General features: G+C 73.2%; 12 protein-coding genes. 3 read left to right on the top strand and 9 right to left on the bottom strand.

Annotation, left to right across the window (positions count from 1 at the left end; all coding sequences use genetic code 11):
- Nucleotides 1-129: 129 nt before the first annotated feature.
- Nucleotides 130-2,067, top strand: coding sequence for an amino acid transporter (locus OG553_RS32585; RefSeq protein ID WP_405982431.1), 1,938 nt, complete (start codon nucleotides 130-132; stop codon nucleotides 2,065-2,067).
- A gap of 82 nt (nucleotides 2,068-2,149) precedes the next feature.
- Here the strand turns inward: OG553_RS32585 and lysA are convergent, their stop codons facing one another.
- The 4 genes from lysA to OG553_RS32605 all read right to left on the bottom strand — a co-directional run bounded on the left by lysA (nucleotide 2,150) and on the right by OG553_RS32605 (nucleotide 5,308).
- Nucleotides 2,150-3,481: a diaminopimelate decarboxylase gene (lysA, locus tag OG553_RS32590; RefSeq protein ID WP_405982432.1), complete on the bottom strand. Its 1,332-nt coding sequence runs from the start codon at nucleotides 3,479-3,481 to the stop codon at nucleotides 2,150-2,152.
- Between the two features lie 16 nt (nucleotides 3,482-3,497).
- Nucleotides 3,498-3,860, bottom strand: a complete 363-nt coding sequence (locus OG553_RS32595) for an SAV_915 family protein (protein WP_405982433.1) — start codon at nucleotides 3,858-3,860, stop codon at nucleotides 3,498-3,500.
- A 201-nt stretch (nucleotides 3,861-4,061) separates the two neighbouring features.
- Nucleotides 4,062-4,574 carry a nuclear transport factor 2 family protein gene (locus OG553_RS32600; protein ID WP_405982434.1) on the bottom strand — a complete coding sequence of 171 codons (513 nt, stop codon included), beginning with the start codon at nucleotides 4,572-4,574 and terminating at the stop codon, nucleotides 4,062-4,064.
- Nucleotides 4,571-5,308: an SDR family oxidoreductase gene (locus OG553_RS32605; protein WP_405982435.1), complete on the bottom strand. Its 738-nt coding sequence runs from the start codon at nucleotides 5,306-5,308 to the stop codon at nucleotides 4,571-4,573. Before OG553_RS32605 ends, OG553_RS32600 begins: the two co-directional genes overlap by 4 nt.
- 124 nt (nucleotides 5,309-5,432) lie before the next feature.
- Between OG553_RS32605 and OG553_RS32610 the strand changes: the two genes are divergently transcribed.
- Together OG553_RS32610 and OG553_RS32615 are read left to right on the top strand one after the other, a co-directional pair.
- Entirely contained in the window at nucleotides 5,433-6,278 is an 846-nt protein-coding gene (locus tag OG553_RS32610; protein WP_405982436.1) for a helix-turn-helix transcriptional regulator, read from the top strand.
- Between the two features lie 44 nt (nucleotides 6,279-6,322).
- A complete protein-coding gene (locus tag OG553_RS32615; RefSeq protein ID WP_405982437.1) occupies nucleotides 6,323-8,395 on the top strand; it encodes a serine/threonine-protein kinase in 2,073 nt (690 codons plus the stop codon).
- 111 nt (nucleotides 8,396-8,506) lie between these two features.
- Here OG553_RS32615 and OG553_RS32620 read toward each other — a convergent pair whose 3' ends face one another.
- The 5 genes from OG553_RS32620 to OG553_RS32640 all read right to left on the bottom strand — a co-directional run bounded on the left by OG553_RS32620 (nucleotide 8,507) and on the right by OG553_RS32640 (nucleotide 14,295).
- A complete protein-coding gene (locus OG553_RS32620; protein ID WP_405982438.1) occupies nucleotides 8,507-10,162 on the bottom strand; it encodes a purine-cytosine permease family protein in 1,656 nt (551 codons plus the stop codon).
- A 117-nt stretch (nucleotides 10,163-10,279) separates the two neighbouring features.
- The gene (locus OG553_RS32625; RefSeq protein WP_405982439.1) at nucleotides 10,280-11,326 is read right to left on the bottom strand and encodes an LLM class flavin-dependent oxidoreductase; all 1,047 of its coding nucleotides are present in this window, start codon (nucleotides 11,324-11,326) and stop codon (nucleotides 10,280-10,282) included.
- 193 nt (nucleotides 11,327-11,519) lie between these two features.
- A complete protein-coding gene (locus tag OG553_RS32630) occupies nucleotides 11,520-12,281 on the bottom strand; it encodes a GNAT family N-acetyltransferase (protein WP_405982440.1) in 762 nt (253 codons plus the stop codon).
- Nucleotides 12,278-13,297 (bottom strand): transporter substrate-binding domain-containing protein, encoded by a 1,020-nt coding sequence (locus OG553_RS32635; protein ID WP_405982441.1) that lies wholly within the window; start codon nucleotides 13,295-13,297, stop codon nucleotides 12,278-12,280. The genes OG553_RS32630 and OG553_RS32635 overlap by 4 nt, the downstream gene beginning before the upstream one ends.
- A 29-nt stretch (nucleotides 13,298-13,326) precedes the next feature.
- Nucleotides 13,327-14,295, bottom strand: coding sequence for an amino acid ABC transporter permease (locus tag OG553_RS32640; protein ID WP_405983201.1), 969 nt, complete (start codon nucleotides 14,293-14,295; stop codon nucleotides 13,327-13,329).
- Nucleotides 14,296-14,324 lie beyond the last annotated feature (29 nt).

The raw sequence follows: 14,324 nt of genomic DNA on the forward strand, positions 1-14,324 counted from the left end.
GCGTTAAGAGGGCGTCAGGATTCCGTCCGGCGAGGCCATAGGCGTATCGGCCGGGTTCTCGCTGCGTACGCTGACTCAGCCGTCGACTCCGATGGCCGAATCCACACCGTACGACAGGAGCGCCCGACCATGGCCACCCCTGCCCGCTCCACGCGCCTGCGCGCGTGGATGCTGGAAGGCCTGACCGCCCAGACCAGTTCTCCCGCAGCCAGGGAAGCGGCGGCCCAGCCGCACGGCAGGCCGTGGTGGCGGGTCATGTGCCTGACGGGCCTGGACTACTTCTCCACCCTCGGCTACCAGCCCGGCATCGCCTTCCTCGCGGCCGGCCTGCTCTCGCCGCTGGCCACCATCGTGCTCGTGCTGCTGACCCTCTTCGGCGCGCTGCCCGTCTACCGGCGGGTGGCCGAGGAGAGCCCGCACGGCGAGGGCTCCATCGCCATGCTGGAGAAGCTGCTGACGTTCTGGAAGGGGAAGCTGTTCGTCCTGACCCTGCTCGGGTTCGCGGCGACGGACTTCCTCATCACCATCACGCTCTCCGCCGCCGACGCGACCGCGCACCTGGTGGAGAACCCGCACCTCACCAGCACCCTGCACGGCCACGAGGTACTGATCACCCTGATCCTGATCGCGCTGCTCGGCGGCGTCTTCCTCAAGGGGTTCAGCGAGGCCATCGGCGTCGCCGTGGTCCTGGTGGCCACCTACCTCGCCCTGAACGTCGTCGTCGTGGCTGTCGGGCTGTGGAACGTGTTCACCGAGCCGCAGGTCATCACCGACTGGACGACGGCGCTGACCACCGAGCACGGCAACCCGTTCATGATGATCGCCATCGCCCTCGTCGTGTTCCCCAAGCTCGCGCTCGGCCTCTCCGGGTTCGAGACGGGCGTGGCGGTCATGCCGCACGTCCAGGGCGGTCCCGCGGACACCGGGGAGAGGCCCGCCGGCCGGATCCGCGGCGCCAAGAAGCTGCTGACCACGGCCGCCGTGATCATGAGCGTCTTCCTGATCTGCTCCAGCCTCATCACCACCCTGCTGATCCCGGCCGCCGAGTTCCAGCCCGGCGGCGAGGCCAACGGCCGCGCCCTGGCCTACCTGGCGCACGAGCACCTGGGCTCCGCCTTCGGCACCGTCTACGACGTCTCGACCATCTGCATCCTGTGGTTCGCGGGCGCCTCGGCGATGGCGGGCCTGCTGAACCTGATGCCGCGCTACCTGCCCCGCTACGGCATGGCCCCGCACTGGGCCCGCGCCCTGCGCCCGATGGTGATCGTCTTCACGCTGGTCGCCTTCCTGGTGACCTGGCTCTTCAACGCAGACGTGGACGCCCAGGGCGGCGCCTACGCCACCGGTGTCCTCGTCCTGATCACCTCGGCGGCCGTCGCCGTGACCATCGCCGCCCGCCGGGCCGGGGAGCGTGGCTGGACCATCGGCTTCGGCATCATCTCGGCCGTCTTCATCTACACCACGGGCGTCAACGTCGTGGAGCGGCCGGACGGCGTGAAGATCGGCGCCTGCTTCATCGGCGGCATCATGGCGCTCTCCCTCCTCTCGCGCCTCGCCCGCGTCTTCGAGCTGCGCGTCACGCACATCGAGTTCGACGACATGGCGCAGCGGTTCATCCGGGACACCGCCAACCGCACGATCCGGTTCATAGCCAACGAGCCGGACAACCGGGACCTGGAGGAGTACCGGCAGAAGAAGGCGCAGATCCGCGCGGACAACGACATCCCGGCCGAGGACGACGTCGTGTTCGTCGAGGTCACCGTCCTGGACGCCTCCGAGTTCGAGTCCGGCATGCGCGTACGCGGCGAGGTGCTCCACGACCGCTACCGCGTCCTGACCCTGGAGAGCTCCAGCATCCCCAACGCCCTCGCCGCCCTCCTGCTCCACGTACGCGACGAGACCGGCCAACGGCCCCACATCTACTTCGAGTGGACCGAGGGCAACCCGATGGCCAACTTCTTCCGGTTCTTCCTCTTCGGCCAGGGCGAGGTCGCCCCCGTCACCCGCGAGGTCATCCGCGAAGCCGAACCGGACCGCTCCCGCCGCCCCCACGTCCACGCCGGCTGACCGGCGGCGCGGGGAAGCCGACGGGAATCCCGCCGGACTGCCGCCGGGGCGGACGGACCGACGGGACCGGACGCGTACGTCCTCACCCGCCGATGTCCCGCCGACGGAGGTCGTCCAGGGTCTCGCGCCGGACCAGGAGCCGGGCGGTGCCCCGGTCGACCGCGACCACCGGCGGCCGGCCCACCATGTTGTAGCCGGAGGCCATGGACAGGTGGTACGCGCCCGCCACCGGTACGGCGATCAGGTCGCCCGGCCGCACGTCACCGGGCAGCTCCACCCCGGCCGCGAGCACGTCCCCGGCCTCGCAGTGCCGGCCGACGACGGTAGCCGTACGGGGAGCCGCCCCGGCCCGGCCGATCAGCCGGGGCGCGTACCGGACCCCGTACAGGGCGGGCCGGGGGTTGTCGCTCATACCGCCGTCGACGGCGACGAACACCGTCGCCCCGGTCTGCTTCACGGCCAGCACCCGGTACACGGCCACCCCCGCCGGCCCCACGACGGCCCGGCCCGGCTCGACGGCCAGCCGGGGAACGGGCAGCCCGGCCCCCGCACAGGCCCCGGCCAGCTCGGCGCGCAGCCCGCGCGCGAGGACGGTGACGTCCATGGCCGCTTCACCCGGGCGGTAGGCGATGCCGTGACCGCCGCCCATGTCGAGCTCGGGCAGTACCCGGCCGTGGGCGTCGCGGATGCGGGCCATCAGGTCGACCATGCGGCGCAGCGCGGTGAGGTAGGGCCCCACCTCGGTGATCTGGGAGCCGATGTGGCAGTGCAGCCCGGTCAGCTCCAACTGCGGCTGGGCGAGGATCCGGGCCACGGCGTGGAGTGCGGACCCGTCGCCGACGGCGAGCCCGAACTTCTGCCCGTCGGTACCCGTGCGGATCTTGTGGTGGCCGCCGGCGGAGACGCCCGGGACCACCCGCACCATCACCTTCTGGCGGCCGTCCGGCCCCACGGCGGCGGCGATGCGGGCGATCTCCGACGGGCTGTCGATCACGATCCGCCCGACCCCGAGCCGCAGCGCCGTGCCGAGGTCGTGCGGAGACTTGGCGTTGCCGTGGAGCACGATCCGATCGGGCGGGAACCCCGCCGTGACGGCCAGTTCCAGTTCCCCGGCCGAGCAGACGTCCAGCCCCAGGCCCTCCTCCCGCACCCAGCGCACCACGGCCCGGGAGAGGAACGCCTTGGCCGCGTAGTAGACCTCGGCCTCGGGGAAGGCCTCCTTGTACGTCCGGCAGCGCCCGCGCAGCTCACCCTCGTCCAGGACGTAGACGGGGGTCCCGAAGCGCTCCGCCACCTCGACGAGGTCGACGCCGCCGACGGCCAGGCCGCCGTGCGGGAGCCGGGTGGTCGACGCCGGCCAGACGGAGGGGCCGTCCGTACCCGGTTCCGAGGCCGGAATGACAGCGGTGGTCATCGTACGGTCCCCCTTCTCACGCGGCCGGAGCCGAAGAGGCCCGCCGCGGGTGCGGGGCGGGCACGGGGGACCCACCGGTGACGGAGCGGGTGACCGCGGGTGCGGTGAACGTCGGGTCGACGGTCAGCAGTTCCACCCCGAGGGGCTCCGCCATCGCCCGCAGAGCCTGCTCGGAGAGCCGGATGAAGGGCTGCTCCGCGCCGAACACGGCGGCCAGCAGCCCGGGATCGGTGAAGCCGACGGCGGTACGAGCGCCCAGCGGGGTGCGGAACATGCGTACCGCCACCTCCGCCGCTCCCGGCCGGACGGGGACGTGGAGGAGTCCGGCCGGGACGCGTTCCTCGGGCTCGGGGTCGTCGTCGTACTGGAACAGGCACATGGGGCCCTCCTGGGGAGCCGTGGACGAGTGTCGGGCGCCCCGGGTGCGGGGAGGCGTTCCGGGACGGCCACTCGAAAGCTATCCCCGGCCCGGTACCCCCGCGGCCCACCGCTGACGGCATCTTGACGCGGCGGGCCGGAGTCCATACGGGCTACTGACGGCCGGGCGTACCCTGCCGCAGCCGCGGCCCCCTGTCGTGCGTCACCGCGGAGCGAACGCTTCCCGGGGGGCGTCGCCGGCGGTCCACCAGACCCCGAGCCGCTGCCGGGCCAGCAGCCACCCCTGACCGGGGTCGCGCCGGAACTCCCAGTCGTAGGGGCCGCCCATGGAGTAGGGGGCCGAGGTCCTTCCGGGCTCGGTGACGGCGACGAACCACATGTAGCCGATGCCGGTCGCCGTGTCGCCCGCCACGTCGAAGTGCAGGTTGAGGAGGTGGTGCTGCATGCTCGGGAACGGGGACTCGGCCTCCGCCACCCGGGCGCGGATCGCCTCCTTCCCCCGGACCGGCCCCCACGGGCCGAACTCCAGGACGGCGTCCTCGGCCCAGCAGGCGGCCCAGGCCTCCCAGTCCTTGCGGTCCAGGGCCCGCCAGCCACGGACCATCAGGGCGCGCAGCGCCTCCTTGTCCTCCAGTACCCGCACCCGGCGCGCCAGTCCGTCCGGGTCGCCGTCGGCCGTGCCGCATCCCGCGCAGGGACGCCCGGCCCCCGTCACTGGGCGCTCGCGGACGGGCGGACCACGATCTCGTTGACGTCCACCTCCGGCGGCTGGGAGACGGCGTAGGCGATCGCGTCCGCGATGGCGCCGGCCGGCAGGGCCACCTCGCGGTAGCTGCGCATCGCCTCCCTGGCGGCCGGGTCCGTGATGCCGTCGGCGAGTTCGGACACGGTGACGCCGGGGGAGACGACGGTCACCCGGACGTCGCCGGCGGACTCCTTGCGCAGGCCCTCCGAGATCGCACGGACGGCGAACTTGGTGGCGCAGTAGACGGCGGCCGTGGGGACGACCTCGTACGCCCCGACGGACGCGACGTTCACGACGTGCCCGCCGCCCTGGGCGCGCATCACCGGAAGGGCGGCGGCGATCCCGTGGAGCACCCCCCGCAGGTTCACGTCGATCATCCGGTCCCACTCCCGGGTCCTGAGCTCCTCCAGTGGCGAGAGCGGCATGACGCCCGCGTTGTTGACCATCACGTCCAGGCGCCCGTAGAGGTCGCGGGCAGCCCGGACGAACGCCCGCACGTCGGCGGCGTCGGTGACGTCCAGCCGCCGGGCCGCGGCCGTGCCGCCCAGGGCGGTGATCTCCGAGGCGAGCGCGTCGAGACGCCCGGTGCGGCGTGCTCCGAGGAGCAGGCTGTGCCCGTCGGCGGCGAGCCGGCGGGCGGTCGCCTCACCGATCCCGCTGCTCGCCCCGGTGATGGCGATGACCTTGGTGGTGTGGGTGTTCATTTCCGGCTCCTCGTCTCGGCAGGGCACCGAGTCTGGGCCGGGTCCCGGCCGTCGCCCAGGCCGGGAGGAGCCTGGGTGCGGCGCACCCAGGCGCCCCGCGCGGGCAGCGGCCTAGCCTGGGGCCGTGAGCGAGAACCAACTGGGAGACTTCCTGCGCGCGCGCCGCGCCGCCGTCCGGCCCGGCGACGTCGGCATGGCGAGCCACGGAGTGCGCCGGGTGGCCGGGCTGCGCCGCGAGGAGGTCGCCGTACTGGCCGGGGTGAACGCGGACTACTACACGCGGCTCGAACAGGGGCGCGAGCGCAGGCCCTCGGCGCAGGTGTCGGACGCGCTCGGCCGCGCCCTGCTGCTGGACGCCGACGCCGTGGCGCACCTGCACCGGCTGGCCGGTACGGCGCAGGCCCGTCCGGGCCCGGCTGCCGCGGCCCGGGTGAGTCCCGCCCTGCGCACGCTGATCGACGGGTACCCCGACACCCCCGCGTTCGTCATCGGCCCCGGCCTCGACGTCCTGGCCGCCAACGCCCTCGCCGAAGCCCTGTACTCCCCCTTCGAGCGGGCGGACAACCTGGCCGAGATGGTATTCCTGGACCCGGCGGCCCGCCGCTTCCACGCCCGGTGGGACCGGACGGCCGAGGCCGTCGTGGGCCACCTGCGCGAAGCGGACGGCCGGGACCCCGGCAATCCCCGCCTGCGCACCCTCGTCGGCTCGCTCACCGGACGCAGCCCGGACTTCGCCCGGCTGTGGAGCGCCCACACCGTGCGCGGCAAGACCCGTGCGGCCAAGCGCTTCCTCCACCCGGACGTCGGCGCCCTGGAGTTGACCTACCACGCCTTCGACGTACGCGACGCCCCCGGCCAGCAGCTGATCGTCTACCACGCGGCCCCCGGCAGCCCGAGCGCCGGAGCCCTGCGCCTGCTCGGCTCCGTGCACGCCACGGCGTACGGAGGGCCGGGGCCGGGGCTACCCTGATCCCGGTCCGAACGTCAGGCGGTGGGGATGGCGGGGTTGGGAACGTGACGCTGCGGGACGGTGATCCGCGCAAGATCGGCGGCTACCTGCTGGAGGGCAGGCTCGGCGCCGGCGGGATGGGCGTGGTCTACCGCGCGCGGTCGCTGTCCGGGCGGCAGGTCGCCGTGAAGGTCATCCGGCCCGAGCTGGCCGAAGACCCCTCCTTCCGGCAGCGGTTCCGCCGCGAGGTCACGGCCGCCCGGCAGGTCAGCGGGGCGTTCACCGCGCCGGTGGTGGACGCGGACACCGACGCGGAGGAGCCGTGGCTGGCCACCCTGTTCGTGAGCGGGCCCTCGCTGGCCGAACGGGTCCACGGCCGGGGCCCGTTGCCGGCCGCCGAGGTGTGGCTGCTCGCGGCCGGGCTGGTGGAGGCGCTGCGGGACATCCACCGGGTGGGACTGGTGCACCGGGACCTCAAGCCCGGCAACGTGCTGCTCGCGCAGGACGGTCCCCGGGTCATCGACTTCGGCATCGCGCGGGCGGCGGACGGCTCCGACACGACGGCCCTGACCGGGACCGGGGTGGTGGTCGGCACGCCCCCGTTCATGGCGCCGGAGCAGTTCCGGCGGGGTGAAGTCGGCCCGGCCGCCGACGTGTTCGCCCTCGGCTCGGTCCTGGTCCACGCGGCCACCGGCCACGGCCCGTTCGACGGGGACCACGCCCATGCGGTGGGCTACCGGGTGGTCCACGAGGACCCGGACCTGACGGGCCTGCCCCCGGAACTGGCCCCGCTCGTCGAGTCCTGCCTGGCCAAGGACCCGGAGGACCGGCCGACGGTCCCCGGCCTCCTGACCCTCCTGGCGGCGAGCCCGCCCGTGGTCCCGCCGGCCGGCGTGCCCCTGGCGCCCGCCGGCGTGTTCGGACCCCCTCCCACGGCCGTCGCAGACCCGCCGCCGGTGCCCGACGAGGAGGGCGCGCCCGAGCCGGCGCCGGAGCCCGAGGTGCCCGGTCGAAGGCGGTGGACCAGGCCCGCCGTGGCCCTCGCCGTCCTGGTGGCGCTCGGGGCCGGCGGGATCGCCGCCTGGCAGGGGCTGCGGGACCAGGACAAGGGGGGCCGCGGCTCCGGGGTGGCCTCCGGAGGGGCGAGCCCCGGCGCGAGCGCCCCCGCGTGCGGGCCCGCCGGGGCCGTCAACGCCGCCGGGGCGAGTTCCTTCAAGGCGGCCATGGACCGGTGGGCGGCCCGCTACCAGGACGCCTGCCCCGGTACCGGCACGAACTACTCGCCCACCGGCTCCGGCGCCGGGATCCAGCAGTTCCGGGACGGCTCGGCCGATTTCGCCGTGGTCGACCGGACCCTGACGGCGGCACAGGCCGAGTCCGCCGCCGCCCGCTGCCACGGCGGGAAACCGGTCCACCTGCCGCTCGCCGTGCTGCCCGTCGCCGTCGTCGTCAACCTGCCGGGCGTGGACTCCCTCACCCTGGACGCGGCCACCCTCGCCCGGATCTTCCACGGCCAGGTCACCCGCTGGAACCATGCGGAGATCGCGGCCGTCAACCCCGGCCGGCTGCTGCCCGACACCGCGATCCAGGTGGTCACCCCGACCGACGAGTCCTCCACGACGCTGGCCTTCACCGAGTACCTGTCGAAGGCCGTCCCCACCGGCTGGGGGAGCACTCCCCAGTCCTCGCTGGCAGTCGTCGACGGGGGCCCGGGCGTGTCGAGCGCACTCGTCGCCCAGGCGGTCAAGCAAAGGGCCGGGGCCGTCTCGTTCACCCGGTTCGGCGGCGAGGCCGCGGGCCTGACCACCGTCCGGCTGGCGACCGGCGCGCCCGAGCCGGTCGAGGCCGGCGCGGAGTCGGCCACCAAGGCCGTGGCCACCGCCCGGATCACGGGCACCGGGGCCGATCTCGCCCTGGAACCGGACTTCACCACCAAGGCCGCCGGCGCCTATCCGATCACGCAGATCGGCTACGCCGTCCTGTGCGACCGGGGCAACGACGCCGCCGCCCTGGCCCGTACGCGCCCCTTCCTCGGCTCCGTCGTGGCCGAGGGCGACGGCGCCACCCAGACCGGCTACGGCAAACTACCGCCCGCCCTCGCCCAGAAGGTCCGCCGGAACCTCGCCGCCCTCGGCTGAGCGGCGTGCACCGCGGGGCGTCGGGGGCCGCTGCGGCCGGCCGCGTACGGTGGGCCGCTCCGGGCCGACCGGAACAGGGCGACCCACCCCGTCGGGTGAGCCCGGCGACCCCTACGCGCCGGCCGGCAGGACGTGCTCGCCGGTTCTGTCGGTGCTCAGGCACAGCGAGCAGACGGCCGCGTCGTGGGTGAGGCAGGCGGTGACGTCGGGGCGCTCGTAGGGCTGTCGGCAGACGTGGCAGTCGAGGACGGCCGCGCTCGGGTTGCCGTCGGGGTCCAGCAGGGGCTCGGCGATGCCGTCGTCGCCGCGGCGCAGGTAGTAGCGGCCCCGTGTGACCACGGCCGTCAGCGGGGTGAGGACGAAGGCGATGACGGCCGCCGCCACGGGCGAGTACGGCTGGAGGCCGTCGCCGAGGAGGCCGAAGTACAGGGCGATCGACAGGCCGGAGGCGGCGACGAAGGCGACGACGCCGACGGGGTTGACCGGGTGGAGCATGCCTCGGCGGAACTCCGGCCGGAGCGGGGACAGTTTCAGCACGTACTTGTTGATGCCGATGTCGGTGGCCACGGTGACCACCCAGGCGATCGCGCAGTTCGAGTAGAAGCCCAGGACGCCGCCCAGGAAGCTGAACATGTCGGCTTCCATCAGGGCGAGGGCGAACGCCAGGTTGACCAGGACGAACACCATGCGGCCGGGGTAGTGCCGGGTGACGCGGGTGAAGGCGTTCGTCCAGGCCAGCGACCCGGAGTACGCGTTCGTCACGTTGATCTTGATCTGGCTGATGACGACGAGGGCCACGGCCAGCGGGATGACCGCCCAGCCGGGCATCATCGCCTCGAAGGCGCCCCGGAACTGGCGGATCGGCTCGGGCGCGGCGGCCGGTCCGACCTCGGCGATGATGCGGACGGCCAGGAAGACGCCGATGGCCTGCTTGAGCGCGCCGAGCAGGACCCACCCCGGGCCGGCCATGACCACGGCGGTCCACCACGCGCGCTTGTTCGCCTCCGTCCTGGGCGGCATGAAGCGCAGGTAGTCGATCTGTTCACCGATCTGCGCGATCAGGGACAGGCACACCCCCGCGCCGAGCATGACGGAGGCGGTGTTGACGGCGCCGTCGCCGTCCGTGCCGGCGTAGGCGAGGAAGCGGTCCACCGTGCCGGGGTCCTCGGCGATCAGGTAGACCAGTGGACCGACCATGAGCAGCAGCCAGAGCGGGGTGGTCCACACCTGGAGCTTGCTGAGCGCCTTCATGCCGTAGACGACCAGCGGGATCACCATGAGGGTGGAGACGGCGTAGCCCAGCCACAACGGCAGGCCGAGCCCGAGGCCGAGCCCCTGGGCCATGATGGCGCCTTCGAGGGCGAAGAAGATGAAGGTGAAGCTGGCGAAGATGACGCCGGTGAGGACGGAGCCGTAGTAGCCGAAGCCGGAGCCGCGGGTGATCAGGTCGAGGTCGATGTTGTAGCGCGCGCCGTAGTAGGCCAGGGGGAAGCCGGTGACGAAGATGACGACGGCGGCGACGGCGATGGCCAGCAGGGCGTTGCCGGTGCCGTGGGCGAGGCCGATGCCGGCGCCGATGGAGAAGTCGGCCATGTAGGCGATGCCGCCGAGGGCCGTGGTGGCCACGACCATGGGGGTCCAGCGGCGGTAACTGCGCGGCGCGAACCGGAGGGTGTAGTCCTCCAGCGTCTCCTTGACCGCGTGGCCGCCGGCCGCGACGTCCTCCGTCGCGCCGGCGGTGGTCCGTGGTGACTCGGTGGTGCTCATGCGAGGCCTCCCGGCGGGACTGGGTCCATGTCCGTCCAACGACCGGTCACGCTAGGAACGGGTTGTTACCCCGCGTGCGCGCTGCGGTGAACACCATGTTGCCGCAGCCGAGGGCGATCACACCGACGGGAAGGCGGGGTCGGGGATCTCGCGTCGCAGTACCGGGGCGACGTCCGACTGGAAGAGTTCCAGCGACGCGCGGTGCTCGCCGTCGGTGAGCCCGCCCGGCTCGGCCTGGAGGTGCAGGACCGTGTGGCCGAACTCCGCGTGGTAGCGGTGGACCTTCTCGATCACCTGCTGGGGGCTGCCGATCAGCGCCGAGCTGCGCTCGATGAAGTCCTCCAGTGTCGGGAACACCGGTTCCAGGCCCTGCCGGGCGTGCGCGTCGAGGTACCGGGCGAAGGCCGGCCGGTACGCCAGCGCCGCCCGCTGCGAGGTGGGGGCCGTGTGGAAGCCGGCCGTGCCCGCGCCGACGACCGCGTGCGAGGGATCGTGCCCGTAGTGCTCCCAGCGCTCCCGGTAGTGCCGGATCAGCTCGGCGTAGGGGCCGATGGGATGGGTGACGTTCGCGGAGAAGAGCGGGTCCCCGTGGCGTGCGGCGAGATCGACGGACTCCCGGCTCGTGGCGCTGCCGTGCCAGATCCGGACGGCCCGCTGGTACGGCCTCGGCAGCACCTCGGCCCCGGTCAGGGCGGGGCGGAAGCGGGGCTCGGCGGTCACCTTGTCCTCGCGCCAGATCCGCCGGAACAGTTCGTAGCCCTCGGTGTTGCGCTCCCACTGGTCCTCGGGGGTGACGTCGAAGAGCTCCCGCTGCGCCGTGCCGTTGCCCTTGCCGATCATCAGCTCCAGACGGCCGTCGGAGAGGTGGTCGAGGGTCGCGTAGTCCTCGTACGCCCGCACCGGGTCGAGCAGGCTCAGGGTGGTGACGGCGGTGAACAGCCGGATCCGGCTCGTCAGCGCGGCGATGTGCGAGAGGACCACGGGCGGTGAGGAGGACAGGAACGGCCGTTCGTGGCGCTCGCCCACCCCGAAGCCGTCGAAGCCGAGCGACTCCGCCAGCCGGGCGGCGGCCACGACCTCGCGGAACCGCTCGCGCGTGGGGGTGGGAGCACCCGTCACCGGGTCCGTGGAGTCCGTGATCAGGGTGATGGCCAGGAACTTCACGCGGCCACCAGGGCGGGAGGGATTTCGGACACGGCGGGTTACGCCTTCCTGATCGGCCGTACGGGAAAAGAGGGGCGAAGAGAGAGGGGGAGGGGAAAGGGAAAGGACGAAAGGGGAATGGTGCGGCACAGTGCGGAGAAGATCTTTCCGATGACGCTACGCCCGATCGTGCGGCCGTACGACGACGGGAATGTCAAATGTGTTTGGCGGTTGCGTGGCCCGGGGCCCGGACCGCCATGAAGCGGGGCCGGCGGCGCACCGTGAATCCGATCGACTCGTAGAGCCGGACGGCGCCCGTGTTGGCCGCGGAGGTGTGCAGGAAAGGGGCCTCGCCCCGCTCCCGGATGCCCGCCGCCACGGCGCGCACCAGCCGGGTCGCCAGGCCCCGGCCCCGGTACCCGGGACGGGTGCACACCGCGCTGATCTCGGTCCACCCGGGCGGGCGCAGCCGCTCCCCGGCCATGGCGACCAGTCGGCCCCGGTGCCGTATGCCGAGGTACGTGCCCAGTTCCACGGTGCGGGGCAGGAACGGCCCGGGCTTCGTGAGCCCGATCAGGTCGAGCATCTCCGGTACGTCGGCGGGCCCCAGCCGGACCGCCTCCGGGGCGTGTTCGGCGCGCAGGGAGGTGTCGACGAGCTGGACCCCGTCGACGGAGCCGACGGTCTCCCAGCCCTCGGGCGGGGTCAGCAGACCGGACAGCGCGGCGGTGCGGCCCGGGCCGACCAGCGCGGCCAGATCGGCCCAGGAGCGCGGTTCGGCCGGTTCGGCGAGGGCGGCGAAGGGGGAGACGACCGGGTCGTAGCGGGCGGCGCGCGCGGCTCCGCGCGCCGCTCCGCGCGGGTGCTCGGCGAAGGCGGAGTGCGCACCGCGGAGCGAGGCCCACGCCGCGTTGTCCAGCACGTGCGGGGAGGGTGCGGCCCGTGAACCCGCGACGGGGTCCGCGTCCGTCGTCATGACGCGGCCGGCGGCAGGCCGGGCGGGTTCACCTCGGAGGTGGTGACGGCCTCGTTCGAGAGGTTCCAGGCGGCCAGGAGGCGGGCGTACTGGCCGTTCCCGATGAGGTGGTTGACCGCGTCCGCGAGCGGCTTCGCCAGCCCGCTGTCCTTCTTGGCCGTCGCGGCGATCAGTCCCTGGAGCCCCTCTCCGGCCCCGGAGAACGAACCGGCGTTGCGCGTAGGGGCGTTACCGCTCGCGGTCTGCGTGATGTGGTACGCGATGGAGGGGTTCGGGCCGAAGCTGAGGTCGATCTTCCTGCCGCTGAGGGCCAGGTGGACGCTGTTGGGGTCGGGGAAGTACTTGACCTCGACGTCCTTGCCCTCGGACCGGAGCTTGGCCTGCCACTCCAGGAGGATCTTCTCCTGGTTGGTGCCCTTGCTGACCGACACCGTCCTGCCCGCGAGGGCGCGGTAGTCGCCGCCGAAGTTCCAGGTGCTGTCCTTCAGCACCTCGAAGGCCAGGTTGTCCTGCCGGTAGGAGGCGAACTCGTACTTCTTCTTCCGGTCCTCGGTGACCGTCACGTTGGAGAAGGCCGCGTCGACCTTGCCGCTGTCGATGCCGACGAAGAGGTTCTCCCAGGTGGAGTTCTTGAACACCGGCTTCAGCCCCAGGGTCGCGGCGACCAGGCGGCCGAGGTCCGGTTCCGCGCCCGTGAGCGTCTTCTGGTCGGTGCCCACGTAGGCGAGCGGCGGGAAGCCGGCGGGCAGGGCGCCGACGCCGATGACCAGCTCGCCGCGCTCGCGGACCTCCTTCGGGAGCTGTGCGCGCAGGGACTCGACGACGGGGGCGGACAGTTCGGCCTGCTGGGCGGCGCCGTTGGAGACGGCCCCGATGGTCACCTTGCCCGTCGCGCCGCCGCCGTCGGCCTTCGCGTCGCCGCCGCACGCCGTGAGTCCGGCGGCGAGGGCGGCGGTGGCGGTCGCGGCGCCGAGGCCGCGGACGAATCTGGTGCGCAGGGTGGACTGGCGTCGCATGGGGTTCCTTGTCGAGGGTGCGGGCGGGGTCACGCGGCCGTCTCCTGGCGGAAGCGGAGCCGCAGGTCGCGCAGGCCCTTCCGGGCCCGCTGGAGGAGGGGCGCGGGCACGGCGCGCACGGCGCCGCGGGCGTAGTGCCGCTCGACGTGGTACTGCACGACGGAGACCAGGCTGGTGAGGATCACGTACCAGACGGTCGCCACCAGCAGCAGCGGCACCACGTCGCCGGGATAGGTGGCGGCCAGGCTCTGCACGGAGCCGAACAGGTCGAGGAGCGATACGTAGAAGACGAGCGAGGTGGCCTTGAGCAGGCCGATCAGCTGGTTGACGTAGGAGGGGACGATCGAGCGCAGGGCCTGGGGGAAGACGATCCGGGTGAACTGCCGCCGACGGGGGATCCCGAGGGCGGACGCCGCCTCCTGCTGGCCCTGGTCGACGGAGAGCACGCCGGCCCGGACGACCTCGGCCGCGTACGCCGCCTCGCACATGCCCAGTCCGATCACGGCGACCACGATGTCGGTGGCGAGCCGGGACTCGTCGAAGGTGACGAAGGCGGGCCCGAACGGCACCCCGATGCTGAGCGTGGGATAGAGCGCGCTGAGGTTGTAGAGGAAGAGCAGGACGACGATGAGCGGCACGGAGCGGAACAGCCAGACGTACGTCCAGCTCACCGACCGCACCACCGGGTTGCCCGACAGACGGCCGAGGGCGAGCAGGACACCGCCGGCCAGGCCGAGGACCGCGCTGTACGCGGTGACCTGGAGGGTGATGAGCAGCCCGTCCAGGACGACCGGGCGCAGGAACCAGTACGCGAAGCGGTCCCATTGGTAGAAGGGGTTGGTGATCAGCCCGTGGGCGGCCTGGGAGACCAGCACCAGGACGAGGGCGGCGGTCACCCAGCGGCCGGGGCGGCGGAGCGGGAGGACCCGCTCCGCCGCCCCCGGAGGACCGGAGGGGCTGGAAGGGCCGGGAGGGCCGGCGGGCGGGGAGAGGAGCAGGGATTCGGTCAAGGGAACTCCAGCGGCTT

Origin of the sequence: Streptomyces sp. NBC_00158, assembly GCF_045160885.1 — a bacterium.
GTDB lineage: Bacteria > Actinomycetota > Actinomycetes > Streptomycetales > Streptomycetaceae > Streptomyces.